Source organism: Flavobacterium branchiarum (assembly GCF_030409845.1).
Lineage (GTDB): Bacteria > Bacteroidota > Bacteroidia > Flavobacteriales > Flavobacteriaceae > Flavobacterium > Flavobacterium branchiarum.
In genome coordinates, this window is sequence record NZ_JAUFQQ010000003.1 from 664,644 (window position 1) to 688,373 (window position 23,730).

General features: G+C 31.3%; 28 protein-coding genes and 1 tRNA gene. 5 read left to right on the top strand and 24 right to left on the bottom strand.

Annotated elements, in window-relative coordinates; translation table 11 throughout:
* Positions 1 to 135: 135 nt before the first annotated feature.
* Positions 136 to 1,083: a thioredoxin-disulfide reductase gene (trxB, locus tag QWY99_RS03450; protein WP_290261394.1), complete on the top strand. Its 948-nt coding sequence runs from the start codon at positions 136 to 138 to the stop codon at positions 1,081 to 1,083.
* A 160-nt stretch (positions 1,084 to 1,243) separates the two neighbouring features.
* Here the strand turns inward: trxB and QWY99_RS03455 are convergent, their stop codons facing one another.
* From QWY99_RS03455 to QWY99_RS03475, 5 genes are all read right to left on the bottom strand, one after another.
* A complete protein-coding gene (locus QWY99_RS03455; RefSeq protein ID WP_290261396.1) occupies positions 1,244 to 2,077 on the bottom strand; it encodes a GIN domain-containing protein in 834 nt (277 codons plus the stop codon).
* 79 nt (positions 2,078 to 2,156) lie between these two features.
* On the bottom strand, positions 2,157 to 2,897 hold the full coding sequence (locus QWY99_RS03460) for a head GIN domain-containing protein (protein WP_290261398.1): 741 nt from the start codon (positions 2,895 to 2,897) through the stop codon (positions 2,157 to 2,159).
* Between the two features lie 2 nt (positions 2,898 to 2,899).
* Positions 2,900 to 4,630: a PspC domain-containing protein gene (locus QWY99_RS03465; protein WP_290261400.1), complete on the bottom strand. Its 1,731-nt coding sequence runs from the start codon at positions 4,628 to 4,630 to the stop codon at positions 2,900 to 2,902.
* Positions 4,631 to 4,632: 2 nt separating this feature from the next.
* A complete protein-coding gene (locus QWY99_RS03470) occupies positions 4,633 to 4,965 on the bottom strand; it encodes a PadR family transcriptional regulator (protein ID WP_039112343.1) in 333 nt (110 codons plus the stop codon).
* Positions 4,966 to 5,182: 217 nt separating this feature from the next.
* Positions 5,183 to 5,662: a DUF4870 domain-containing protein gene (locus QWY99_RS03475; protein ID WP_290261407.1), complete on the bottom strand. Its 480-nt coding sequence runs from the start codon at positions 5,660 to 5,662 to the stop codon at positions 5,183 to 5,185.
* A gap of 231 nt (positions 5,663 to 5,893) precedes the next feature.
* Between QWY99_RS03475 and QWY99_RS03480 the strand changes: the two genes are divergently transcribed.
* The gene (locus QWY99_RS03480) at positions 5,894 to 6,346 is read left to right on the top strand and encodes a DUF4442 domain-containing protein (protein ID WP_290261409.1); all 453 of its coding nucleotides are present in this window, start codon (positions 5,894 to 5,896) and stop codon (positions 6,344 to 6,346) included.
* 69 nt (positions 6,347 to 6,415) lie between these two features.
* On the opposite strand, the gene QWY99_RS03485 is transcribed toward QWY99_RS03480, so the two are convergent.
* The 16 genes from QWY99_RS03485 to QWY99_RS03560 form a co-directional block, all read right to left on the bottom strand.
* Positions 6,416 to 6,628, bottom strand: coding sequence for a hypothetical protein (locus QWY99_RS03485; RefSeq protein ID WP_290261411.1), 213 nt, complete (start codon positions 6,626 to 6,628; stop codon positions 6,416 to 6,418).
* A gap of 355 nt (positions 6,629 to 6,983) precedes the next feature.
* On the bottom strand, positions 6,984 to 7,334 hold the full coding sequence (locus QWY99_RS03490) for a hypothetical protein (protein ID WP_290261414.1): 351 nt from the start codon (positions 7,332 to 7,334) through the stop codon (positions 6,984 to 6,986).
* A gap of 39 nt (positions 7,335 to 7,373) precedes the next feature.
* Positions 7,374 to 8,255, bottom strand: a complete 882-nt coding sequence (locus tag QWY99_RS03495) for an alpha/beta hydrolase (RefSeq protein WP_290261416.1) — start codon at positions 8,253 to 8,255, stop codon at positions 7,374 to 7,376.
* A 33-nt stretch (positions 8,256 to 8,288) separates the two neighbouring features.
* Positions 8,289 to 8,780 carry a DinB family protein gene (locus tag QWY99_RS03500; RefSeq protein WP_290261418.1) on the bottom strand — a complete coding sequence of 164 codons (492 nt, stop codon included), beginning with the start codon at positions 8,778 to 8,780 and terminating at the stop codon, positions 8,289 to 8,291.
* A gap of 12 nt (positions 8,781 to 8,792) precedes the next feature.
* On the bottom strand, positions 8,793 to 9,473 hold the full coding sequence (locus QWY99_RS03505) for a GNAT family N-acetyltransferase (RefSeq protein WP_290261420.1): 681 nt from the start codon (positions 9,471 to 9,473) through the stop codon (positions 8,793 to 8,795).
* Between the two features lie 80 nt (positions 9,474 to 9,553).
* Positions 9,554 to 10,186 (bottom strand): LysE family translocator, encoded by a 633-nt coding sequence (locus QWY99_RS03510; protein ID WP_290261422.1) that lies wholly within the window; start codon positions 10,184 to 10,186, stop codon positions 9,554 to 9,556.
* A gap of 255 nt (positions 10,187 to 10,441) precedes the next feature.
* On the bottom strand, positions 10,442 to 10,963 hold the full coding sequence (locus tag QWY99_RS03515) for a MepB family protein (protein ID WP_290261424.1): 522 nt from the start codon (positions 10,961 to 10,963) through the stop codon (positions 10,442 to 10,444).
* 10 nt (positions 10,964 to 10,973) lie between these two features.
* Complete coding sequence (locus tag QWY99_RS03520) at positions 10,974 to 11,900, bottom strand: alpha/beta hydrolase (RefSeq protein WP_290261427.1); 927 nt, start codon at positions 11,898 to 11,900, stop codon at positions 10,974 to 10,976.
* A gap of 49 nt (positions 11,901 to 11,949) precedes the next feature.
* Positions 11,950 to 12,480, bottom strand: coding sequence for a hypothetical protein (locus QWY99_RS03525; RefSeq protein WP_290261429.1), 531 nt, complete (start codon positions 12,478 to 12,480; stop codon positions 11,950 to 11,952).
* Between the two features lie 106 nt (positions 12,481 to 12,586).
* On the bottom strand, positions 12,587 to 13,141 hold the full coding sequence (locus QWY99_RS03530) for a pentapeptide repeat-containing protein (protein WP_290261431.1): 555 nt from the start codon (positions 13,139 to 13,141) through the stop codon (positions 12,587 to 12,589).
* A gap of 43 nt (positions 13,142 to 13,184) precedes the next feature.
* A complete protein-coding gene (locus QWY99_RS03535) occupies positions 13,185 to 13,385 on the bottom strand; it encodes a hypothetical protein (protein ID WP_290261433.1) in 201 nt (66 codons plus the stop codon).
* Positions 13,386 to 13,455: 70 nt separating this feature from the next.
* The gene (locus QWY99_RS03540; RefSeq protein WP_290261435.1) at positions 13,456 to 14,376 is read right to left on the bottom strand and encodes a helix-turn-helix domain-containing protein; all 921 of its coding nucleotides are present in this window, start codon (positions 14,374 to 14,376) and stop codon (positions 13,456 to 13,458) included.
* A 71-nt stretch (positions 14,377 to 14,447) separates the two neighbouring features.
* Positions 14,448 to 14,942, bottom strand: a complete 495-nt coding sequence (locus tag QWY99_RS03545) for a hypothetical protein (RefSeq protein WP_290261437.1) — start codon at positions 14,940 to 14,942, stop codon at positions 14,448 to 14,450.
* 14 nt (positions 14,943 to 14,956) lie between these two features.
* Positions 14,957 to 15,520: a hypothetical protein gene (locus QWY99_RS03550; RefSeq protein ID WP_290261439.1), complete on the bottom strand. Its 564-nt coding sequence runs from the start codon at positions 15,518 to 15,520 to the stop codon at positions 14,957 to 14,959.
* Between the two features lie 35 nt (positions 15,521 to 15,555).
* Positions 15,556 to 16,092: a GNAT family N-acetyltransferase gene (locus QWY99_RS03555; protein WP_290261442.1), complete on the bottom strand. Its 537-nt coding sequence runs from the start codon at positions 16,090 to 16,092 to the stop codon at positions 15,556 to 15,558.
* A 297-nt stretch (positions 16,093 to 16,389) separates the two neighbouring features.
* A complete protein-coding gene (locus QWY99_RS03560; protein WP_290261445.1) occupies positions 16,390 to 18,549 on the bottom strand; it encodes a S9 family peptidase in 2,160 nt (719 codons plus the stop codon).
* 310 nt (positions 18,550 to 18,859) lie between these two features.
* On the opposite strand from QWY99_RS03560, the gene QWY99_RS03565 reads away from it, so the two are divergent.
* A complete protein-coding gene (locus QWY99_RS03565) occupies positions 18,860 to 19,414 on the top strand; it encodes a GNAT family N-acetyltransferase (protein ID WP_290261448.1) in 555 nt (184 codons plus the stop codon).
* Between the two features lie 542 nt (positions 19,415 to 19,956).
* On the opposite strand, the gene QWY99_RS03570 is transcribed toward QWY99_RS03565, so the two are convergent.
* Positions 19,957 to 20,688: a hypothetical protein gene (locus QWY99_RS03570; protein WP_290261450.1), complete on the bottom strand. Its 732-nt coding sequence runs from the start codon at positions 20,686 to 20,688 to the stop codon at positions 19,957 to 19,959.
* 602 nt (positions 20,689 to 21,290) lie between these two features.
* The gene (locus tag QWY99_RS03575; protein ID WP_290261452.1) at positions 21,291 to 21,548 is read right to left on the bottom strand and encodes a hypothetical protein; all 258 of its coding nucleotides are present in this window, start codon (positions 21,546 to 21,548) and stop codon (positions 21,291 to 21,293) included.
* A 636-nt stretch (positions 21,549 to 22,184) separates the two neighbouring features.
* Between QWY99_RS03575 and QWY99_RS03580 the strand changes: the two genes are divergently transcribed.
* Positions 22,185 to 22,745 (top strand): DUF5683 domain-containing protein, encoded by a 561-nt coding sequence (locus QWY99_RS03580; protein ID WP_290261454.1) that lies wholly within the window; start codon positions 22,185 to 22,187, stop codon positions 22,743 to 22,745.
* Positions 22,746 to 23,071: 326 nt separating this feature from the next.
* Here the strand turns inward: QWY99_RS03580 and QWY99_RS03585 are convergent.
* Positions 23,072 to 23,148: transfer RNA gene (locus tag QWY99_RS03585), tRNA-Met, on the bottom strand.
* A 152-nt stretch (positions 23,149 to 23,300) separates the two neighbouring features.
* On the opposite strand from QWY99_RS03585, the gene QWY99_RS03590 reads away from it, so the two are divergent.
* Complete coding sequence (locus QWY99_RS03590) at positions 23,301 to 23,693, top strand: START-like domain-containing protein (RefSeq protein WP_290261456.1); 393 nt, start codon at positions 23,301 to 23,303, stop codon at positions 23,691 to 23,693.
* The last annotated feature ends 37 nt before the right edge of the window (positions 23,694 to 23,730 follow it).

Below are 23,730 nucleotides of genomic sequence, written 5' to 3' on the forward strand. Positions count from 1 at the left end.
ATAGACAAATATTTGAGTTGTCAAACTATTTTTGAAAATAAATTTTATTTATTTTGATATAAATATTTAGGATTCATTTAAGACGCTAATTTTTAGAATAAAGTATACATTTGTATTTCAGAAAAAAACAAAATTATGTCAGATACAATCGAAAAAATTAAATGCCTAATTATAGGTTCTGGGCCAGCAGGTTATACCGCTGCTATATATGCCGCCAGAGCTAATATGAATCCAGTTTTATACCAAGGAATGCAACCTGGAGGACAATTAACAACTACAAATGAAGTAGAAAATTTCCCAGGATACGTTGATGGAGTTACAGGACCAGAAATGATGATTCAATTGCAAAAGCAAGCAGAACGTTTTGGTGCAGATATCCGTGATGGTTGGGCAACTAAAGTTGATTTCTCGGGAGATATACATAAAGTATGGATTAATGATACTATCGAATTGCATTGCGAAACAGTAATTATTTCTACTGGAGCATCTGCTAAATACCTAGGATTACCATCAGAACAACATTATTTAAAAATGGGAGGTGGAGTTTCTGCTTGTGCTGTTTGCGACGGATTCTTTTACAGAAACCAAGAAGTTGTGATTGTTGGAGCAGGGGATTCAGCTTGTGAAGAAGCGCATTACTTATCTAAACTTTGTAAAAAAGTAACTATGTTGGTAAGAAGCGAAAAATTTAGAGCTTCTAAAATTATGGAAGATCGTGTTCGTAAAACTGAAAACATCGAGATTTTAATGAACCACGATACTGTAGAAGTTATAGGAGACGAGCAAGTAGTTACTGCTGTAAAAGCAAAAAACAAAACTACAGGCGAAATTTTTGATATTCCAGCAACTGGATTCTTCGTAGCAATTGGACATAAACCAAACACAGATATCTTTAAAGACTATATCACGCTTGATGAAACAGGATATATAATTAATACTCCAGGAACATCTAATACTAATGTTGCAGGCGTGTTTGTAGCAGGAGATGCAGCAGACCACGTATATCGCCAAGCAATTACTGCCGCAGGTACAGGATGTATGGCTGCTTTAGATGCTGAAAGATATTTAGCTTCAAAAGACTAAAACTAAAGTTTCAAATTTTATTTGTCACTTTTGATATAAATAAAATGTCCCAATCGTAAGATTGGGACATTTTTGCTTTTGTAACGTTTTGACTTAACTAAGGAAGTATTTTAACCTATTGGTGTAATTACTTCATCAATTCGCTTCGCTTAGGTTGTAATTATTTCGATCTTTTAATCAATTTAGCCTCTCCAGAAAAACGAGTCAAATCAATTTTAGGATTTCCTAAAAGCTGTACTTCGGCTTTATCTCCAGCGGCGATACTAACAGATGTTTCGGCAAGTATGCTTCCAGTCGAATAACTTTCGGCTGTGACATTAGCATTCTTTACAGTGAATTTATTTCCTATAAATGAAGAATTATTATCTAATCTAAAAATTCCATTTGTAGCAGTGCCTTCAATAGCTGCATTTGCTTTTTGATACAAATCACATTTAAAATCTGTTGCCACCACTAATGCTTTTAAACCTGCATTTTTGCTTAATTGTACACTTCCGTTTTCTGATTTTAAATTCAACTCTGTTTTCGATTTATCATCTGCTATCAAAGCAAATTTCTTAGCGTTTACATTCAAGAATAATTTGGAGTAATCAACAGAATTAAAAGTGATGTCATCCAGTTGAAGTTCTTGAATCCCATTTACTACAGTAGTGTTTTTTGCAATAACCTTAGTTAAATCCTTAGTGTAAGTAACTCTTACAATTAGTTTTTTAAAGATACTAGCTTCTTTAGATGTGTAAATACGCAACGCTTGCCCGTTTAAATCCATTCCAATAATCTCATGAAGATTATCATCAGCTTCAATTTTTATTTCGTTTTTTTCTCCACGTTCCAAGTAAACCTCAAGATTATCATTAACTTCAAGACTATTGAATTCACCTATTTCTTTGGTTGCGATGGTTACCGTTTTCGATCCTTTTATCTTTTCCTTTTTTTGTGCAAAAGTTGTCATTGTGGCAACTAAAAGTAGAAGCACTAGCGTGTATTTTTTCATTAAATTTAGTTTTTTACAAATATAAAAAAATCATCCACTTGCGATGGATGATTAATGTAATTTTAAGGACTATTTAGGATTACTCTTGTTCGATGCTTCCTCCAGAACTCGATTTTTTCTCGATAGATTTTGGAATCGAGTTGTAAATAATATCTCCTCCGCTACTTGCTTTTGCTTTTAAACTCACAATAGGATGAACAGCTATTGAAGCACCGCTTGAAGCTTGTGCATCAATTTCATTTGCCAACATTCTTTTTGCATCGATATCACTTCCGCTAGAAGCAGATACATTTAGAGTTAATGCTTTTCCTTCAATGGCTATATTACTGGCGCTACTAGTTTCGCAGGTAACAGCGTCAGATTCTACATTTACATTAATTTCTGCTGCACTTGATGCGTCTAGGCTGATATCTTCTCCTCTTAAAATGTTGATGCTTTTTACAGTTGAAGCGCTAGAAGCTTTTATGTTATTAATGACTGGCATTTTTACAATTACTTTTTTAGATTTAATATTTCTAAAAGAATTATAGCTGCATTTTATAACCAAAGTATTTCCTTCAATCTTAGTTGTTATTTTGTTTATCAAATTATCATCTGCTTCCACAGTAACTTCAGTTTTATCCGATTGTTCGATTACAAGATCAATGGCATTACTAACAGATACATTTTCAAAAGTTCCTTCAATATTTCGTTTTTCAGTACTAACGTTTCCGCTTCCTTCTATCGATTTTAAACTGTTCGAAAAGTTACAAGAAGCAAACAATAAAGCTGTTATGGCAACAACTATAAACTTGGTAACACAAATAATTATCTTGATCATGACTAGTTCGTTTTAATTATAACTCCGTTTTTATCTATAGTCAATTGTCCTGAAGTTTTTTTTCCGTTCAGAACTTCTTTTCCATTTATTTTAACCGAAACTTCATTTATAGTATCGTTTATGTCGATATTTTGATTTGCATCTACATCATCATATTCATTTTCAGATGCAGGGCAGTTCAAACATATAACTTTTGAAGTACCTACTTTATAAATATAATTGTCAGCACTAAAATGTAAATTAAAGAAATCATTATCAGATTCATCATAGTCTTCTACCGATGCATCTGGTTTTAATAATTGACCTTCAGGTAAGTATAAGTATATTTTCACCTCTTGATCTCTGAATTTGTTTATAATATCAGTTAAAAGATAGTTGTCAAGTAATAATTGATTTCCTTTTATTTCAAATTTATAGTTAATTTTTTCAGCTCTTTGTTTAGCATCCATAAATGACTTTCCCCTAGCATTTTTTTCAATTTGAATGTATGCCGTTTTTTCGTCAGTACGCAAAACATGTAAACTAATATTGGTAGAATATATCAATTGGTTGTTAGCAGAGTCTTGTACAAATTCGAAATCATCACGATGGTTAAGGTCTTTTGTGTAGTAATCATTGTATTTAAACTTCACAAAAAGAGTATCTGTAGTTTTTATGTTTAAAGGATATTTTTGTACCGTTTTGTTTTCATACGAAACCTCAGTAGCTTGTTTAATTCCAATACTTATAGCCAAAGCCATAGCAATAATCCAAACAGCAAGCAAAGTATATTTTGCAACATTACCGATAGATTTCATGTTTGGAGCCAATAATTTAAAACCTAAAAGAGTCATAAAGAAAAACGGAATTCCAACAGCAAAGAACATTAATAAGCCAAACATCCAGATAGGATAATCAGTAAAGTTACCTGCATCTACAAAGTTTTGCCAAGGAAATTCAATAAAAAGATTGGTGCCTAGAGTAAAAACTCCGATTAGTAAAAACATCAATGTAGTTATTCCAGAGATGATTAAAATAATCCCTAAGAACTTAGCAAAAACTTTAAAAATGGTCATGATAAAGTCGCTAAAGCCACTTCCTATTCTTTCAGCACCCGACTTTACTTGGTTTCCCATTTTGTCATAATCGGCATTTTTGAATTTATCAGATAAAGATTCAATTTCTTCACGTACCTTTTTCTCGATATTCGAAATAGTAACAGGCTCACCAGTCATTTCTAGTTTTTCCGAAGTTGTTACAGCCTCGGGAGTTACAATCCATAAAACGATATAAGCTACGATACCAGTTCCAAATCCAGCAAAAACAAATATCAAGAACATAATTTTTAGCCATACTGCATCTATTCCAAAATAATGTCCTAAACCAGTAGCCACACCACCAATCATACCTTTTTCTTTATCACGGTATAATTTTTTGGTTCTTCTAGTTCCAGAATCGCTAAATGATTGATTAGATGAATTAGCTTCTTCCTCTAGAATGTAGTCTTCTGGTTGTCCCATTACTGCAATAACCTCGTCTACATCTTTTATACCTACAACGTGTTTTTCACTTTTTTGTTTTTCGGTTAATAATTCCGAAACACGCATTTCAATGTCTTTAATAATTTCATCTTTACCAGAAGAGTTACCCAAAGAACGTTTTATAGCGTCAAAATAGCGCGTCAGTTTCAAGTATGCATCTTCATCTATATGAAAGAACATGCCTCCTAAGTTAATATTTACTGTTTTGTTCATGACTATTGTTTTTGATTGGTGATTAGTGTTACAGCATCCGAAAGTTCATTCCAAGTGCCATTTAGTTCGTTTAAAAATGTTTGACCTATTTCGGTTAATCCATAATATTTTCGTGGTGGTCCCGAAGTTGATTCTTCCCAACGATAATTAAGTAAACCGTCATTTTTCAATCTGGTTAATAATGGATAAATAGTTCCTTCTACTACCAGTAATTTTGCGTTTTTCAAAGTGTCTAATATCTCCGATGTATAAGCATCTTTTTCTTTCAGTACAGATAAGATACAAAACTCAAGAACACCTTTGCGCATCTGTGCTTTTGTGTTTTCAATGTTCATAATTTCATTTTGTTTTGTTTAGATTGAGCAATTCGTTTTTTGATTGATGATTGATGATTTTTTTTGAAGCTAATTCCTGCTCTCCGTTTTATCTTTTACTGGTTAAAGAAACCAGCAAAAGGATGTCACTTCTATCAGGGCTAGGCTCCTATTGTTGTATATAACTTTTAACTTTTTTCTTGTATTCCTAAGCAGAGTCAAAGAATCTTTGTTAGTATTACTTGATAAAAGGAATCGTAAGAGGATATTTGTATAATTCTCCGTTAGAAGCTTTTATTGAAGCATAAATAACCAAAAAGAACTCAACTACTTTTAGCATTCCAAAAATTAAAACTGCTAAAACGCCAACACTTAATATTCCGATATTGTCGCCAAGATTGAAATTATTCATTGTAAAATCATTGTCATTAATAACTACATCCATCGGAATGTTCTTGAAGATTACAAAAACAAAGATTGGAATAGCAATCAAAGCCAGAATCAAAGTGTATAACAATAAACTCAACTGAAAGTTTAAAGCTTGTTTACCATGATGATTTACAAATTCTGATTTGTCTTTTTTATTCGACCAGATTAAAACCGGGAAAATATAATTCCCAAACGGAATAAAATATTGAGTTAATGTACTCAAATGAGTAAACGTAGCCGTGTTTCTTTCTGAAGGTGTTTCCATGATTAGTGGTGTTGTTGTTTCCATGATTAAAAGTATATAGTAATTTCTTATGCAAATATATATCTAAAAGACAGTATCTTGTTTTGCATAGTACTAATTATTAACAAAATTTTAACAAGTTTAAAATTTTGATTCACTCAAAAAAGCATTGAAAATCAGCGGGAGTAACTGTATTTATTGGCAATCTTTCAAAGTCAAAACAATTTATTGTGCGTGCATAGTTTTTTTGTATTTTTACATAAAAAAATAAAACTAATGGCAATTTCAGTTTCTAAACTCAACAAATTTGTATTATTCAAATTACCATCGGCCTTTATTTGTGGCGTACGTGTAAAAGAAATCGACGACAATAAATGCGTTGTAACGGTAAAGCACCGTTGGATGAATCAGAATCCTTTCAATTCAATGTATTTTGCGGTTCAAGCAATGGCAGCCGAACTTACAACAGGCGCATTGGTAATTGCTGGAATTCAAAAAAGCGGACGCAAAATTTCTATGCTTGTCGCAAATAATAAAGGAAACTTCACCAAAAAAGCAACCGGACGTATTACATTCGTATGTAATGATGGGCATTTAATAGCTGAAGCCATACAAAGAACAATCGAAACTGGCGAGGGGCAAACCTTTTGGATGAAATCCATAGGAACCAATGAAGAGGGAATTCAAGTATCCGAAATGGATTTTGAGTGGAGTATTCGTGTGAAATAGATTCGTCAAATAATAGATATAAAAAAAGCTTCAGTTTCCTGAAGCTTTTTTTATGGATTTTAAAGTGGACTATTTTTTAGAGCAACATTTTTTTGCATCTTTTTTAGCCATGTCTTTATCACATTTTTTTCCATCGGCTTTGCATTTAGCTTTACATTTTTCCTTTTCCGCTTTGGTCATCGTTTTAGATGTAGCTTCTTTTTTAGCAGTTGGATTAGCTTCTTGTGCACTTACCCCAATAGAGAATAAGGCAATAGTTAGAACAGTGATTACTTTTGTCATTTTTTTTTTTTTTTTGAATGTTGATGATTTCATTTCTAGATAGTTCTAAAATGATTAGCCAAATATAATAGGATTTTGTGCTTGTAAGAATAAGCGTAATGTTAATGTTTTTGTAAAAAAAAAAGTCTTTTTTTTAGGCACAGTTTTCAGTATCCAGTCGCAGTATTCAGTTTTCAGTTTTCTCTCAATCTTGTCTTTCTGACGAAGGAAGAATCTCTGCAAGAAACTAACGCAAAGTATTCCTAGATTGTCGAGCTACTAAGTACGATTCTTCGTTTCTCAAAATAAACTACTGAAAGTATGTTGGGCTAAACTTCGCGTTTCCTTTTGTGAAACTTTGCGTAATAATTTTTAGTTATTGGTGTTTTAATTCGCACCAAGTGTTTACATCTTCAGGATTAAATTCTGGACAGTTATCAACATTGCTTTTAGGGAAAACAAGAACATCATTATTGGTGTTACTTAAATTGTAGTAATAATTGGCAAAGTCTTTTCCATATCTCCATGCGTCACTAGAACCATCATTACGCACAGTTTCACTAAAAGTAAAGATCGAAGATTGCTTTGGAATAAAGTATTCTCTCTCAATAAGAAGAGAATATAGATTCCCGAAAACAGGCGTAAAGAATAAAGTAGTAATAAATGCAAGCAGAGTAATGCGAAAAATATTCCTTTTACCTACTACGCTTCTTTTAGTAGTGTCCATATCTAGTTATTCGTTCTTCTTGTAGAATTGATCTCTCTTTTATTTCTGATAAATGCTTTTTGGATAAAAAGCTTTAAATCCATTGTAAACTGCTTGATGCATTATAGTTGAGTGTATTTCGTTTTGGATATAATCATAATAAATTTTAGTGTTCTTTTCGTCATTTTGCTTCAGCGTTTCACTTAAAGATACAGCAACATCATACATAGTTTTATCTTCCTCTTTGTCGCAAGCAGCAACATATACTTGAACAGGTTTGTTGTTCTTTGCTTTCAGTAAGTTAGGTGCTTCGGTAAGCAAGGATTGGTCTCCCCACCACAAACTAGGAGCAATAATTATGTAGCTATCAAATAAATTGCGGTGTTTTAATAAAATTTCAGTTGCTAATAATCCAGCTAAAGATTCACCAATAACGGTTTTGTGATTGTTTGTATTGAACTTTTTATCAATATAAGGTTGTAATTCTTTTTCGAGAAAAGCAATGTATTTATCAGATCCACCGTATTGAGGAAAGTTTTCTTTTTTGAATCCTATTTTTTCAACAAAATCGATGTTAGGAACGCTAAAAGTAAAATCACGTCTTCGGTTCGTGTTTTCAATTCCAACCACAATAGATTTTGGGAATCGGGCAATCCATTCTTCAGTATTAAAACGAACGATTCCAGTAATATGGATAAAGTCTTCTTCAACACCACCATCAAGAATATAGATAACGGGATAATTTAAAGTGTCTTTTTTGTTGTATCCCTGAGGTAAGTATATGTTTATTGTTCTTGTTTCACCCAATTCAGTCGATTTTAGCTTATCGGTAATTCCAAGAACGATTGGTTGATTCTCAGTTGCAGTTTTCTTTTTTTTGGTTTGGGCAAAATTTGAAACAGCAAATGTTAAGAAGATAAAGAGGTAGAATGTATTTTTCATATGATTGGTATTTGAGAATAGCCGAACAGTGTATTATTCTATATTTCGGATTATTATTATATATTTTTCTATTTGGCGGCGATGTCTTAAAACATGTACAATAGCATGTTCCATGATTTGTTCGATATCATAGATTTGCCCCCAAGAAGTGGTTAGTTTTTTAGTATTATCAGATTCTTCAAGTTCATTGTCTTTTATATTTTTAAAAGTATCAATCATAAAAACAAATGAATCGTTTAAATGGCTGTTATAATCCTGAATGGTAGTGTGAAATATTTCATCTTTAAATTCAATTGATTCCCCTTTGGAGCGTCGGATATAAATACAATATGCATAACCAGAGCAAACAATATGCGATAAAATAGTCTGAATTGATCTGCAACTATCATCAGTTGTTTGGTTGTCAACAATCTTTATAAGTTCGGTATCCGAGATATCCGAAATAGTTTGTTGTAAATCTCTGATGGTTCCCTCATACACATCAAGTAATGCACCAACAGCTCCTAGTCTATACGTATTTATCATGCCGTTGAATTTTTACTTAGAAATATGCCAAAGGCTCATTTTGCGTCTGGTTACGAATCCTAGTTTTTCGTATAGTTTAATGGCACCAATATTACTTTCGACTACGTGCAAATAGGGTATTTTGTTTTGATCAAAAATAGTATTTACAGCATGAGCAATTAATTGTTTGGCGTATCCTTTTCCAGTATGGTCAGGATGCGTAACGATTGCACTTACTTCGGTAAAATCATTCATTTTCATGCGTTCGCCAGTAACTGCAATCAGTTTATTGTCCTTAAATATTCCAAAATAATTGCCTAACAGAGCCGTTTTTCTTTTAAAATAACCAGGCTGTACCAAACTAACCAATTCGAATAAAGCATCGATATGTTCACTTGTAGTAAGCGGAACAAAAGTTTCTGTAATTTCAATATCCAGTCGGTTATTAAGAACCATTTGCAGGCATATCAATTCTTTTTTCAATTCTAATTGATTTGAAAGCAACGGTTTTTCGCCAACAATAAAAAAGTTATCTGCGAATTCAGAATAAGCATCAATAGATTTTTGGATATTCTCAGTAGTTATAAATCCTCCAAAAGGACAATAATCAGGATGATAAAATTTGATGTTATTGTAATCTACTGCAAATTCTTGGTGCGTTTCAGAAAGCGAATACCAAGCTGGATTGTCTAGTTTTGTATAATCGGTATTCATATGTTTGATAGTGCCAGAATTACCTTCGAGCATTTATTATTGTGATTGGTATCAGAAATGAAATATGCCTAAAAGAAGTTTTACCTCTTTGTAAAAGCAATCTTGAGACCAAGTAAGATGAAAACAATTCCAGTCATTTTGTTCAATCTACTTTCGGCATTTTTATTTTTATTAAAAAGAGTTGCAACATTACTTCCCATTAATGCCAAAAACGAACACCATATTAAGGCAATCATAAAGATAATGAATCCTAGTATTAAGTAAGGAGTAGGATTGTTTATTTCTGAGGATTTTATAAATTGGGGTAAAAATGCCAAGAAGAAAATGGCTATTTTAGGATTTAGAACATCGCTTAAAAGAGCAGTTAGAAATATTTTCTTGTTTGCTGTATTTTTAACTTCAATAGATTTTATTTCAGCTTGGTTCGTTTTTGCAGTAAGCGATTTGTAACCAAGATAAAATAAATAGACAGCTCCTAGATATTTAACAAGGCTAAAAGCAAAAGCTGATTTTGCTAGTATAAGCGAAAGTCCAAATGCAGCAGCAATAGTATGAATGACAAGTCCCAAGCTAACTCCGACAGCTGCGTATAATCCTGCTTTTTTACCCAAAGAAATACTTCTTGTTAATACCATGATAGTATCAATTCCTGGTGTAATAATAACAATTATTGCGGCGATTATAAATGTTCCTAAACTGTCTATTCCTGTCATGACTATCATTTTTTAGTATTTACTTCAATTTGTTTTGGGTAATTATTCTTAACACATAGAAACATAGATTCTGTAAACTCAGAAAGAGACGTTTCACTTATTCAGAATCCACATAGTAGACCATGTGAAAGAAATACATTTCTTTTTGATTCTTTTTTGCAAAGAAAACTGATGTTTCTATGTGTTAAATGTTTTTAGAATTACGCTTAAGGGTTGATTTAAGTTTTAAGCATTAGCTAAAATATGATTTATTTATCAGGGAATCAATTTTTTTATTAAATCAAGATCAATTGGTTTTTCATTAGAGATAGGTACAAAATAGGCTAATTGCCATTGTTGGGTTTTCTGTGCTTGTTTACTAGTTGTCGTATCCCAAGGAGGATATACACGTATAGCACGTTTGCCTTCTTTCTTATCATCAGATAAAATTCCTTTTTGATGCAATACTGATTTAGGGAAAATGAACTGTCCAAAATTAGAATCGTTTCGAGTACTCACAATAAATAAATCAATGTTGTCTGTAATTTCAAAAGGTGCAATAGGCCCTTTTTCGCTTCTTTTCCATAACGTAACAAACTGACCCACTTTCGTTGGAGTAATTTTAGCTACTCGATATATCGTTGATTGGTTGTTTATTTGAAAAGTATAAGCGCCATAATCGGCACTTTCGGCTTCAGGGATTGGTTGCGTACATTCCAGAGCGCAAGTATCGTACAGTTGTTCTTTTGCTTCAAGCAAATCTTTATGAATAGAATTTGACCAAGTTGAGGTTGTCATTATTATATTTTTATTTTTTATTAATCTTCAAAATCCAATCGATGCATGGAGTTATCCACTGAACTGTGCTGGTGGGATTATCGATTCCGAAACCATGACCTCCATTGGCATAAAAAAAAGATTCGACAGGAACTTTGTTTTGTTGTAAAGCAGCAATAAATACAAGTGAGTTTTGCACTTTTACGTCAGCATCATCTACAGCATGTGTAATAAATGTTGGGGCAGTATTTGGTGTAACATGCAATTCATTCGAGTATTCTTTTATTTTCTCAGGAGATGCATTTTCGCCTAGTAAACTATTTCTAGAGCCAAGATGAGTTAAAGAATCTGTCATACTAATAACAGGATAAGTTAGAATCATAAAATCGGGACGCAAACTAGTTTTGTGCGGATTGTCTATGTACGATTTTGAATAATGAGTACCTGCAGTAGCAGCCAAATGGCCACCTGCGGAACTACCTTGAATTCCAATTTTATTAGGATTGATTCCCCATTGCTTGGCATTTTCTCTCACCAATTCAATAGCACGCTGTGCATCTTGCAAAGGAACAATTGTTTGGTTTTCGACGTATTTTGCATCTGGCAAACGGTATTTTAAAACAAATCCTGCAATACCACTTTCGTTTAGTCTTTTTGCAATAGCATACCCCTCATGATCAATTGCTACTCCCGAATAGCCTCCGCCTGAGCAAATAATTACAGCAATACCAGTAGCTTTACTTTTTTCGGGAAGAAAAACAGTAAGATCTGGAGAAGCCACTCTTGTAATTACAGTGATCTTTTTATTTCCAGCGTTATAAACAATAGCAGTATCTTTTACTCCAGTAATTTCTTTGGAGTTGGGTACTTTGCCATTATATAAAGAAATGATTTTTTGGGCGTATGGAGAACTAGACATTCCAATAAGTAAATAAAGCGTTAGCAATAATCGTTTCATAAAATTGTAAATAGAAGTTGAAATATAAGAAAAATATAAAAAACAGCGTTTACATTATCCGTCTATTCTCAGTAGAAGCTAATTCGTATTCTTCAGACTTATGTAGTTTTCTAAGATTATCGATTAAATAATCTATTTGAGCAAGTCCGATTTCTTTATATTTTTTTACATGTTCTTCACTCAGTTTTATTTCTCTTTGTACATCGGCAAAACCACCCAAAAAGCACCAAAGAAAATAATCATTTCCTTTTTTCTCAAAGATATAATCCCAATCTTTCCAATAAATTAGTTTGCCAGTTAGCTTTTTAATATTCAAATAAACAGGTTCAATTTTAAAATGCTCGTATTTAGAACAAGAATATCTATGAGAGGTTATTGATTCGTTTGTTAGGCATTTCTCAATTTCCTCAATTTGTGTCTGATTAAGATTGAATTCTTGAGTAAGCTCTTCTACAAGTTTCTTGTCATTAATAAAAGCAGTACAACTAATGAATTCATCAAGCTTTTCAGCCCATTCTACAGAGGTAAAATTTTCTCGAGTTATGAGGTTTGTTCTGTGAGCTTCAATTTTAAATAGCATTTTTTGGGAATTTTGTATTAAACAAAAATAGAAATTAAAACTGAACTCACTAAAGTTATTCCCTCATGGAATGGCACTAATTCGCCTAGATTACTGAATATCCAAATTAAATCTCTCTAAAAGACGCAAGTTCAAGTCTTGAGAATTTTGCGTTTTTGACCCTGTTTTCTGAAGGATCAAAAGAATAGTTTTTTGCAGTACGAAAATCAGCTTTTTCAAGAATGCTCTGTACAAAAGTAGCATTAGCTAAATCGCAGTTCTTGAAAACTGCCTGTGTTAAATCGGTCTCTGAGAAATCTACATCTTTTAGTGAGCAATCGAAGAAGTTTGTTTTCTTTAATTTTTTCTGTAAAAAAGTCGAATAATCTAGAATGCAACCTTGAAAATTCATCGAGAATAAGAAACTATTGCAGGCGCTAAAGTCTAATCCCATTAATTTACAATCAGTAAACTTACTATTTTTTAATCCTGTGTTTCGTAATGTCGCCAAAGAGAAATTACAGTTTTTAAAAGTACAATCTATAAAATCATTATTGCTTAAATCACTTTTTGAAAAGTTACAGTTTATAAAGTCGCAATTGAAAAATTCAAAATCAGCTAATCTCTTTTCAGAGTAGTCAATGTTTTCAAAAGTCTTGCCTTGATGAAGTTGTGTATCCATAATAAATTTGGTGATGAAAAATTTAGTGTTGCAAATGCAGTATTTATTCCAATTCGGTACAATCGAAAACGTTGTTGCTTAATAGCATTTCTACTATTTCATTTTGACTATCAATCCTTAAGATGTTATCACAATCTTCAAGGTCAAAATTCCATTTGGCGTCAGATAATATATCGTTAAGATAGACAGTAGCCGATTTTAATTTCAATTCAGAATTTACCGAAGTTTTGAAAACGTAAATCATTATTTGCTTTTTTTAGTTTGCAAATGTCAATAATAAAGCAGTAATCCTATTAGGATTCAATAAGCAAGAGTTAGGATTTTTCAATCATCTTTCGGTACTCGATAGGAGTAATGCCTTCGTGTTTTTTAAAGATACGGCTAAAGTAGGATTGATCATAATGACCTACCTGCATGGCAATTTCATTAATGGTAAGATTGGTTTGGTACAATAAGTATTTGGCTTCTAGAAGAATTGTTTCATCAATCCATTTGGTAGGTGATTTTCCTGTAACCGATTTTATAGATTTATTTAAATGGTTCGGAGTTACACTGAGCATCGAAGCATAATAGCTTACTTGGTGCTGTGTTTTTATATGTAAATAAATAAGTTCTTTAAACTTAGTTGTAAGTGTAGTTGCAGCGGTTAGGGTTTTATTGGTTTTTATAGCATTCTTATTAATTTCGAAAAGTAAAGTAATAAGGTAAGATTGTATGATCTCTAGGTTTGCACTTCCAGTTTCACTGTATTCAATAAGCAGGCGATTTAATAAATTTGATATAAATCCAGCTTCTCGTTTTTGAAAAGTTATTGAAGGATTCCCCCAAATTTTCAAAAAATCAAATTCATTTATCATCTCACGATTGCCATATTTTCCAATTAAAATGTCTTGGTGAAACTGACAAATAATGCCAGTTATATTTTTACTCATAAAATCGATAGCGTAAATCTGTCCAGCAGGAACGACCACCATTTCGTTTGCTTTAGTAGTATATTCTTCTGATCCAACTTTTAACTTATGAATTCCAGAAGTAATAAAAAGAACCGTATGACAAATATGTTTGGATGGAGGTATAGGAAATTTTAGTTGGTTTACGTCTTCAATTCTCAAACAAAAAAAATGTTCAGAATTTGATTTGAAAAGATGTTCTATAGTGTTTTCAGATTCAAGAAATGTATCCCGAAAGTCTTTTCCACTGTAGGTTCTTATAGTTTCATCTTTTCCCATCTTCATCTGCTCTTGTTTGGTATTCGTAGTAAAATTTATGGAATGGAAATTAAAAGATAAAATGAAACTTTATAAAGTTATCGCTTTCTTCTTTGTGTTACTCTTCTATATTCTTCGGTGTTATTGATGTACTTTTTTGCTTTGTTTATTTTAAAATAAAAGAAACAAATTAAGATACTTGCGATGCAAAGAACTAACATTAAAAGATCAAATAGGTCATAAAATGTGTCAATAGTTTCACCATTTATTGATAGTATTTTTGAATTAGTGTTGCCAACATATAATTTTTTAAATGTAATGATATCACCAATCTTTACATTATAATTGATTCTTTCGTACGGAGTCAGAAAAAGCTTCTCATTCTTGCTATCAATTTTAAATTCAAAAGCATTGAGGTTGCCACCACCATTTTTTGGATAGTTGTTTAATAAATTAACTTTCGTGATTTTTCCACTTATAATTTCTTTATTGAATAACTGTTTTAAATTATCGAAGGTTGTTAGGCCAGCAACGGTAATTATTACTAAAGCAAAGAGGGATGCAATAGAAACAGCAATATAATTCTTTAGCATTTTAGCGTTATATATTATTTCTCAATTTCAATTCCAAAGCTATTCGTAGGGAATATTACCCAGCGATTATCTACTTTCATTGCTTTGTTAACTTTTAGGCTATGTATTTTGTTGTCGTTTAATTCAATTATAATCTTTAAATCATAGGTGTCAGAATCGACCATTACTTTATTTCTAATAGTTTTTACTTTTTTTGATCCAATCAAAGTTGCTTCTGTTTTTATAGATTTTATTTGGTTCCAATCAAATAAACGATGTGCTTCTGAGAAGAATTTATTGATTTGCTTAATATCATCGGGTTTTTTCTGAGTTCCTTTTCTTATGATTAGGTTCATTAAATCTTGGCTAGATTTTAGTTTCGAAGATTCCTCAGGAGTTATTTTTGCGCTTGCAAAACCATAGGAAGCATTTTCTTTAGGAGAGATAAATAAAGAATACAATCCTTCTGAATCTTTATTTTTGATATTGTTTGTAATTTCTTCAGCAAATTCATCGATTGTTTCTGGTTCCTTATTGCAAGAAACTAATGAGATAAGACCAAAAAGAAATAGAAGTTTTGTGAATTTTATATTTTTCATTTTATGTTTTTATTTTTTAAAAGCACTTAGGTATTTTACTTGACATCAATTTTGAGAAGAGAATATAAATTCAAGTCAATAAATTGATCATAAAGTAATTCTCCTTGGCGAAGAACTCCTTCGTGGGTAAAGTTAAGTTTTTCTGGGATTGTTTTGCTTTTTAAGTTTTCAGTTCCGCATTTTATTTCAATTCGGTTAAGCTGTAAATCTGAAAATGCAAAGTCGATAATTGCTTTACAAGATTGGGTTATGATTCCTTTTCCTTGTAGATTTTCGGCAAGCCAATAACCAATTTCCCCAATTTTATTCTGACCATCAATTTTATAAATACCAATTCTTCCAACTACTTTTTCGTTGGTAATAATAACAAAAGCAAATTCATTTCCATCTAGGTTTCGTTGCATAGTTCCTTTTACAAAATTGGTTGCAAATTCAACTGTTTGCATTCTATCAACAAAAGGCAACCATTCTCTTAAATGAATTCGGTTGGCATCAACAAGATCAAAGATTGGTTGGGCATGATTCTCGGTTATTAATTCCAGTTTTATGTTTTGGTCAATGTTGATGGTCATATTGAATTAGCTTATGTCGGTTAGTTTAGAAGTTTCATTATTAGAAAATTCAAAGATTGATTTTCCTCTTCTTGATATGATTTAGTTTTTATTATGAAATGCATTAGCGGTACTTAGATTGTTTTACTGCTTTCCTTTAGCTAATGTATAACTATTTATCAATATTTTTTACTTGACTATTTTCATTTCAACCACGGAAAAGCTTTGTTATTTACTCGGTATCTCATTAAAAAAGCACAGCCTTACTATTGCTAACAATAATAAGGCTGTTAAATTTGATAATCTTACAACGTATTTTTATTTTGCTCCTGGAGGGCAATTTTCTCTTATATATTTCATGAAGGTATTTGCAAGATGTTTTTCTGTTCCTTCGCCTTCATTTATACTGTGTGAACGATTAGGATAAATCATTAAGTCGAACATTTTGTCGTATTTGACTAATTCGTTAATTAAAACCTCGGCGTTTTTATAATGTACATTATCATCGCCTGTTCCGTGAATGTATAATAAATTTCCTTGTAGATTCTTGGCATGCGTTACTGGCGATGCTTTAGTATAAGTAGCTTCATTTTCGCTTGGTAGCCCCATATATCTTTCGGTGTAAATATTGTCGTAAAAATGTTGATCGGTAACGGCAGCAACAGCAATTCCAGTTTTGTAAATCTCAGGATGCTGAAACATTAAATTTAAAGTAACAGCACCACCACCGCTCCATCCGTGAATGGCGACTCTGTCATTATCGATAAATTTCCATTTTAATACCTCTTTAGCAGCCATTGCTTGGTCACGAGTATTTATGATTCCGATATTCTTATAAATAGATTTTCTCCATTTGGTACCTTTCATTACAGGAGTCCCTCGGTTATCCATTGCTATTCCGATGTATCCTTCAGGGATTAAATAAGCGATATACGGATAAAAATACGGTTCGTCATTTGCAACAGAAGCCATTGGTTCACCATAGACATAAAAGAATACAGGGTATTTTTTATTAGGATCAAAATTTAATGGTTTGGCTATTATTCCATCTATTTCTACACCTTCAACAGTAGTAACTTTAAATTTCTCTAACGAATAATCGCGTTCTGGAGCTACAAATGTATCGGGTGTTAAAGGCAATATTTTTTTATGACTAGGTAATGCTACCAAACGAGTATTATAGTCACGATTAATATTTGAATTAGTATGTCTAGCATATTTAGCATCTGTCGAAAAACGATATTCATTTGTTCCTTCAAATTCTTTAGGAGTAATGCGCTTTGTTTTCTTAGTTGCTAAATTAGTTTCATACAAATAGCGTTGTGTCGCATCTGTAGGGCTAGCAATATAATAGATAGAATTTGTTTCCTTATTGTATGCTTTATAATAGGCGTCGAATTTTTCGGTAGTAATCAATTCTTTCTTTTTTCCATCAGCACTAATTTTATATACATGCATCCAGCCATCGGCATCCGAACTCCATAAAAAAGCTTTTCCGTTATCTACAAACTGACAAGGGAAAACATCATATTCACCCGAAGAGATATCAAAAACGTCAATCCATGAATCTGATTTTTCTTGGTAGATTAAATTAGCTACTCCAGATTTAGAATCACATTTATAAATAGAAGCTTGATTTTGAAGTCTGTTTAATTGAACTACCATTACGCTTTGATTGTTAACCCATTCCATTCTAACCAAGTAATTATTATCAGGCTCACCAGGAATATTCAACCAATTTGTTTTTAATGATGATACATCGATTACACCAATTTTTACCGAAGATGGTTTTTCGCCAGCTTTAGGATATTCAACAGGAACAGTAAAAGGATAAAGGGCATCGGTATTGTTTATCATTAAATGGAATTTCGTATTTGATGCATCTACACGCCAAAACGAAATGCTCTTTCCATCAGGACTCCATCTAAAACCATCTCGAGCTGCTAATTCTTCTTCGTAAACCCAATCAAAAGTTCCGTTGATGATTTTATCCGTTCCATCAGTTGTTAATGGAGTAATCTTTCCAGAAGCTAAATTTTCTAGGTAAATGTTATGTTGAGAAACGTAGGCTACATTTTCGTTATCATTAGAAAATTTCGCAAACATTAAAGATGATTTTTCCAAACCAGTACCCAGTAGTTTCCCTTTACCAGTAGCGAGATCAAAATACCAATAATCACCCTTGGTATTGGCTCTCCAAACTCTTTTAGAATTGGTGAAAACAAGAACTTTGGTTTTGTTTTCGTTCCAAACTAACTTCTCTATTTTTCCAGTAAAACCAGATTCATTTAATTGTTCTAGGGTTAAAATAGTAGTGCTTTGGTTTAATTTGTCGACATCGTAAATTACCACATTGCCTTTAGTATTTACCCAAAAGGAGTGCGATTTAGGTAGCCAATTTAAGCGGTTAATATCAATATCTTCTTGGGCAAAAATGCTTGAGCAGATTAACAATAAGAGTAAGAAATAGTTTTTCATTCTGTTTTGTAAGTTTAGATTAATTATAGCGCGATAAAATTAATGATTTATTATTTTCAATAAATAAATTTTATCGTTTGCAAAGTATAATAAATGGTCCACACTTTTAATAAATCTCTTAAAGTTGTTTAGGTATAATAATTTTATTGAAATACCTTGAATTATTTAAACGTAAAACAAATATTTCTCATTAATGTTTTGTAAATCAAATGATAGCTATTTTTTTTATTGGCATGAATGTTATAAAATATTAAATTTGATATTCATAAAAGACAATTTTACGGTAAGGTTAATAAAAAATAAAAATAGCATGAAAGTAATTGCCGAAACGGAACGATTAATTTTAAGAGAATTAGAATATACAGATGAGAATGATTTGTTTGAGATGGATTCTGATCCCGAAGTTCATTTATACATTGAGAACAATCCTGTAAAAGCAATATCAGAAATTACGAAAGTGATTGAGATGCTTAAAAAACAATATCAGGAAAACGGAATTGCACGTTGGGCTGTAGTTGATAAACAAACAAACGAATGTGTAGGCTGGTCAGGATTGAAATATTTTAAGGAATCATTAAACAAGCACAACAATTTTTATGAGCTTGGTTATAGGTTTAAGAGAAAACATTGGGGAAAAGGTTTTGCGACAGAAGCTGCCATTGCGATTTTAAACTATGGATTTACAAATTTAAAAGTCGATTCGGTATTTGCAATTACAGATCCTAACAACTCAAACTCAAAAAAAGTCTTGACCAAGCTAGGTTTTGACTTCCAAGAAACATTCGACTATGAGGGAGACATGACAGATTGGTTTGAATTAAAAAAAACAAATTGGGAGAATAGAAAAACGGTTATTAATGAATGACTTTGTGGTGTTAAAGGTATAATTAAGTAAAGATTTCCAAAGTTTTCTTATTCTTAAATTTACCCTGCCAAGCATTATTGCGTATTCCTATTAAGTGGCAAGTGCTGTCCGTTTTATCAAGTTTTAGGTTATGATTATGTTGAATTTATTGATTGTAGAAGATATGAGTTAGTATTCTAGAAATTTATATTGGGTAATAGTTTTAATTTTAATAAAAAAAAACACCTTTAGTTGATTCTAAAGATGTTTTAGGGAATGTTTATAAAACTTAGTTATATAAAAAAAATGACAATTAGTTGATGTTAACAATTGTATTTTTAATTATTTGTCTTAATCACAATTTATTTATGTCTTTTGATTTCTATGCATAAATTTATAAACTAGAGGAATAATGATGTAAAGCCAAACTAGTGTTGAAAGGCCAAGAAATATATCTCCTACTCTTTTATGTCCTGATAACTTGATTAATGTGCCTATGATTAATCCTATGATTGCTATGAATAGTATCTTTTTGTTATTCTTTTTCATTGATATGTTTAATATTATGGATTAAATCTAACTTTTGGTTCTTCAGGATGAAAAGTAATTGGTAATTCATTTATAGGTCTATCTGGTACATCTAGTTTCATTGTGGTTACACCGCAATAAGCAACAGATGTTAAAGCGGGTAATGGGTTTGAATACCAAGAAGCACAGCCGATAAATCCATCACAAATACTATCATAAGCTCTATCGAAACAATCTCTAAATTTATTTCTTCCTGATAAGGTTATTTCTTGCGAAAGAACACCATTCACAAAAGTTTTTTGTACAGTGTATTCTTGCGCAGTTATTATAATGTCACCTGTGCCAGTATTTTGATTTACATTATTTTCAATAATTGTTCCTTTACTAAAATCAATATTGTTATCATTTATATTATGACTTGTTACTATAATTACAATTGATTTAGTTGGGTTATTTGCAAAGGGAATAAAATAGGAAGTGATGTTATCTTTCCAATTTATTTCTGTTACTTTTTTCAAATCAAGTTCTTCTAATTTATTTGATTTGTTTGTAAGCTTTAAATTATCAGAATCTTTAAATATTGATACATTTGATTTATCAACATTTAAATTTATATTCTCAAAGTTATATTTTTTTTGTAAAAGAAGACTTTCTTTCTTTGTATTTGAATCTGTGCTTTGAGCGACGATGCTTTCCTCTTTTGAACAAGAGATTGTTGAAAATAAAATTGCTATCAGGCTTAAAAGTAAAATTTTAATTTTTGTCATTTTAATGTTTTGATTTAATAATAATTATTACTGGGTTTTTCTTTAGCTCACCAAGCAATTACAGTTGCTTGGTGAACTCACTCAAATAGCTTCTTCATTTTTAAAGTATTGATTAAATTTCTATAATTTACTAAATAAAGTTATTCGTAAATCTTATTGTAATGATCTATTTTTTTCTGTAGTAAAACGATTCATTATTACAGAAATTCCTTAAAAAAAAACAAAAGTATGCAATTTTATTCTTACAAGCAAATTTCAAACATTATTATTATCTAATCGTGATTAATATAAAATGATATCAAATCAAAATAAAGTTTCTTAGATAGAAGGATGGCTGAGTACTTATGTAAGAAAAGAAAATAGTTTTAAAGTTGATATATTTATCTCTTGTTTTATTTTAATACTTTGATTCTTGATCTTTTCAATTGAGACTTTTGACTTATTAAGACTTACAATATATGTTGGTTGATGAGAATTTTATCATTCACAATGTCATAGAATAAGATTTATGACTAAATAATAAACCCTTAAACAGTTTTTGCTTAAGGGTTCGGTTTGGTAAGTAGGCAGAGTAGTTTTTCTGCTATATTTTAATCTATGATTTATTTCTCTTCTTCTAAATTGTCAATAGCAGAAATCTGATCAAGAATGTTCGTTTGGTTAGGTGAAACGTAGTTTTTCATCTCGATGGCATTTTCTTTCTTAAAAAGAAGGTCTAATGCATTGTATAGTCTTAATAAAACATCTTTGTCTTCTTTTTCAATCTCCAAAGCAGTGTTGAAATTAAAAACATAATTATTCGAATTTCGTACTTCTACTTTTATCGTTTTCGATGTGATTTTAAATTTAACTATATCCATGTTTTTCTGTATTGCTTTTTGACGTTGCAAAGTTATTGTAATTATAATTAATTATATAAAATAGCTCCCTATAAAATTTAGAATTTGAATTGTATTTTTTTTGAATGAATACGAAACTTGTGGAGTAGCAAGAGTTTTTTTGTTTGAAATTTTTTAAGCACAATCTTGTCCTTCTGAGGAACGAAGAATCTCTGCAAGAAACTAACCCAAAGTTTTTTTAGATTGACGTGTTACTAGTTGCGATTACTTTGTTTATTCGCTATCGCTCGGGCCTTCTTTTCTCAGAAGGACAAGTTTGAGGTAATGTAGGATGCTAAAAACGGTTTTGATATTACCTAAATTAAAAGAATTCTTATTTAATGTAATGATAGAATACTAGCACCGAAAAGTGTGTTTTAACATTTTTAAATTTAGTAATTTTATTTTTTGTCGTATTATTGCTACGTATTTTTATTAATGTAAAAGAATTGTATTATTTTTTTAAAGTTATATTTTAGTCTTCTGAATTTATAATAAGCTTTTCTTAGCGTTTTTAAAGAGAGTTTGTTGTTGTTTTTAATGAAGTTTCTTGAGAAAAACATAAACCCATATATGGTGAAAATATAAACAAGGTTCACATTAAAAAGATGATTCACAATGGTAAAATATTTTCTAGTTTTAATTTTAGTTTTTAATAGTAATGTTTCGCCTTTGTTTGGGCAGGAACAAAAGGAGAGTAAAGTAAAAGATAATTTAAAATACGAACCACTAGACCCATTGCGTCCTGCGAAAGCAGCCTTCTATTCAGCAGTTATACCTGGTCTAGGACAAATTTATAATAATAGTTATTGGAAACTACCTCTAGTTTATGGAGCAATTGGTACGAGTTTGTATTTTTATATAGATAGTCAAAAGAAATATAATACTTATAGAGATGAATATCAGAGCAGGCTTGAAGGTTATAAACGGGATAAAGACTATTTAAGCAGGTTAAGCGATAATCAATTAATTGTAGCTCAAAAGCAATTTCGTAGAAATAGGGATTTGTCAGCCTTATTTGTAGTAGGGTTTTATGTTTTAAATATTATAGATGCAAATGTAGATGCCTCGTTGTCTCAATTTAATGTAAATGACTCCTTGTCTTTTAAGCCAATAATTGAAAAAACGAATGGGATTTTGAGCGCAGATTTAGGTTTTAAATGTGTCTATAGTTTTTAGTTGAAGTATTTAATATTTAAAACATATTATTCACTAAGTATGCTTCTTTAATTTTAATGAGATAAGTTTTGGACGAAAGCTTGAAATGCAGATTTCAAAACCAGCTTTTTTTCTAAGTTTTTGCATTATTCAAGTGTTCACTTTCTGCTTTTTCTTAAACAGCACATCAAATTCCGTCTTGGATAGTTGAATAACAGAGCCATTTTATGCTCAAATTTCTTCAAAGTTCATGCTTCAATTGTTTAATTTTAGAGTTTGAGCAAATGATTTTCGAAATATAATTCCAATAAAAAACCCTTAAACAATTGTTGTTTAAGGGTTTGTTTTGGTAGCGAGACCGAGATTTGAACTCGGGACCTCAGGGTTATGAATCCTGCGCTCTAACCAACTGAGCTATCTCGCCATTTGGCAGTAAGAGTATGTCTCTCGTTGCGGGTGCAAATATATGACTTAATTTAGAATTTGCAAGCATAAAATGAAGAAAAAAAAATATTTTTAAAAAATTGTTTTTTACGGAGATATATTCTTATATTTCAGAAAAATTAAATCTGGCACATGGATCTAAAAGTACGTTACGAAATCGAGTTTCCTATAAATTCATCTCCGCAGTTGTTATATCAATATATATCTACGCCATCAGGACTATCTGAATGGTTTGCTGATAATGTAAACTCGCGTGGAGAGTTTTTTACTTTCATTTGGAATGATTCTCAGGAAAAAGCACGTTTAGCATCCAAGAAAACGGGCGAAAAAGTTAAGTTCAGATGGGTTGACGATAGCAGCAAAGACACAGAGTATTTCTTTGAATTGCATATTCTCGTAGACGAAATAACAAAAGATGTTTCGCTTATGGTAGTCGACTTTGCAGAAAAAGATGAAATTGGCGAAGCCAAGCAGTTATGGGAAAATCAAATTTCCGATCTTAAACATCTTATCGGGTCTGTTTAGTAAAAGTCTATTTTATAACTTATATTTGCCCTGAACA

Coding starts and splice junctions, on each gene's coding strand:
- QWY99_RS03500 (WP_290261418.1), bottom strand. CDS start 8,780: ATGATAAATACGTATAGACTAGGAGCTGTTGGTGCATTACTTGATGTG.
- QWY99_RS03590 (WP_290261456.1), top strand. CDS start 23,301: ATGGATCTAAAAGTACGTTACGAAATCGAGTTTCCTATAAATTCATCT.
- QWY99_RS03490 (WP_290261414.1), bottom strand. CDS start 7,334: ATGGACACTACTAAAAGAAGCGTAGTAGGTAAAAGGAATATTTTTCGC.
- QWY99_RS03570 (WP_290261450.1), bottom strand. CDS start 20,688: ATGACAAAAATTAAAATTTTACTTTTAAGCCTGATAGCAATTTTATTT.
- QWY99_RS03540 (WP_290261435.1), bottom strand. CDS start 14,376: ATGAAGATGGGAAAAGATGAAACTATAAGAACCTACAGTGGAAAAGAC.
- QWY99_RS03460 (WP_290261398.1), bottom strand. CDS start 2,897: ATGATCAAGATAATTATTTGTGTTACCAAGTTTATAGTTGTTGCCATA.
- QWY99_RS03575 (WP_290261452.1), bottom strand. CDS start 21,548: ATGGATATAGTTAAATTTAAAATCACATCGAAAACGATAAAAGTAGAA.
- QWY99_RS03535 (WP_290261433.1), bottom strand. CDS start 13,385: ATGATTTACGTTTTCAAAACTTCGGTAAATTCTGAATTGAAATTAAAA.
- QWY99_RS03470 (WP_039112343.1), bottom strand. CDS start 4,965: ATGAACATTGAAAACACAAAAGCACAGATGCGCAAAGGTGTTCTTGAG.
- QWY99_RS03580 (WP_290261454.1), top strand. CDS start 22,185: ATGGTAAAATATTTTCTAGTTTTAATTTTAGTTTTTAATAGTAATGTT.
- trxB (WP_290261394.1), top strand. CDS start 136: ATGTCAGATACAATCGAAAAAATTAAATGCCTAATTATAGGTTCTGGG.
- QWY99_RS03485 (WP_290261411.1), bottom strand. CDS start 6,628: ATGACAAAAGTAATCACTGTTCTAACTATTGCCTTATTCTCTATTGGG.
- QWY99_RS03565 (WP_290261448.1), top strand. CDS start 18,860: ATGAAAGTAATTGCCGAAACGGAACGATTAATTTTAAGAGAATTAGAA.
- QWY99_RS03505 (WP_290261420.1), bottom strand. CDS start 9,473: ATGAATACCGATTATACAAAACTAGACAATCCAGCTTGGTATTCGCTT.
- QWY99_RS03510 (WP_290261422.1), bottom strand. CDS start 10,186: ATGACAGGAATAGACAGTTTAGGAACATTTATAATCGCCGCAATAATT.
- QWY99_RS03515 (WP_290261424.1), bottom strand. CDS start 10,963: ATGACAACCTCAACTTGGTCAAATTCTATTCATAAAGATTTGCTTGAA.
- QWY99_RS03455 (WP_290261396.1), bottom strand. CDS start 2,077: ATGAAAAAATACACGCTAGTGCTTCTACTTTTAGTTGCCACAATGACA.
- QWY99_RS03555 (WP_290261442.1), bottom strand. CDS start 16,092: ATGACCATCAACATTGACCAAAACATAAAACTGGAATTAATAACCGAG.
- QWY99_RS03545 (WP_290261437.1), bottom strand. CDS start 14,942: ATGCTAAAGAATTATATTGCTGTTTCTATTGCATCCCTCTTTGCTTTA.
- QWY99_RS03530 (WP_290261431.1), bottom strand. CDS start 13,141: ATGGATACACAACTTCATCAAGGCAAGACTTTTGAAAACATTGACTAC.
- QWY99_RS03520 (WP_290261427.1), bottom strand. CDS start 11,900: ATGAAACGATTATTGCTAACGCTTTATTTACTTATTGGAATGTCTAGT.
- QWY99_RS03495 (WP_290261416.1), bottom strand. CDS start 8,255: ATGAAAAATACATTCTACCTCTTTATCTTCTTAACATTTGCTGTTTCA.
- QWY99_RS03465 (WP_290261400.1), bottom strand. CDS start 4,630: ATGAACAAAACAGTAAATATTAACTTAGGAGGCATGTTCTTTCATATA.
- QWY99_RS03550 (WP_290261439.1), bottom strand. CDS start 15,520: ATGAAAAATATAAAATTCACAAAACTTCTATTTCTTTTTGGTCTTATC.
- QWY99_RS03480 (WP_290261409.1), top strand. CDS start 5,894: ATGGCAATTTCAGTTTCTAAACTCAACAAATTTGTATTATTCAAATTA.
- QWY99_RS03525 (WP_290261429.1), bottom strand. CDS start 12,480: ATGCTATTTAAAATTGAAGCTCACAGAACAAACCTCATAACTCGAGAA.
- QWY99_RS03560 (WP_290261445.1), bottom strand. CDS start 18,549: ATGAAAAACTATTTCTTACTCTTATTGTTAATCTGCTCAAGCATTTTT.
- QWY99_RS03475 (WP_290261407.1), bottom strand. CDS start 5,662: ATGGAAACAACAACACCACTAATCATGGAAACACCTTCAGAAAGAAAC.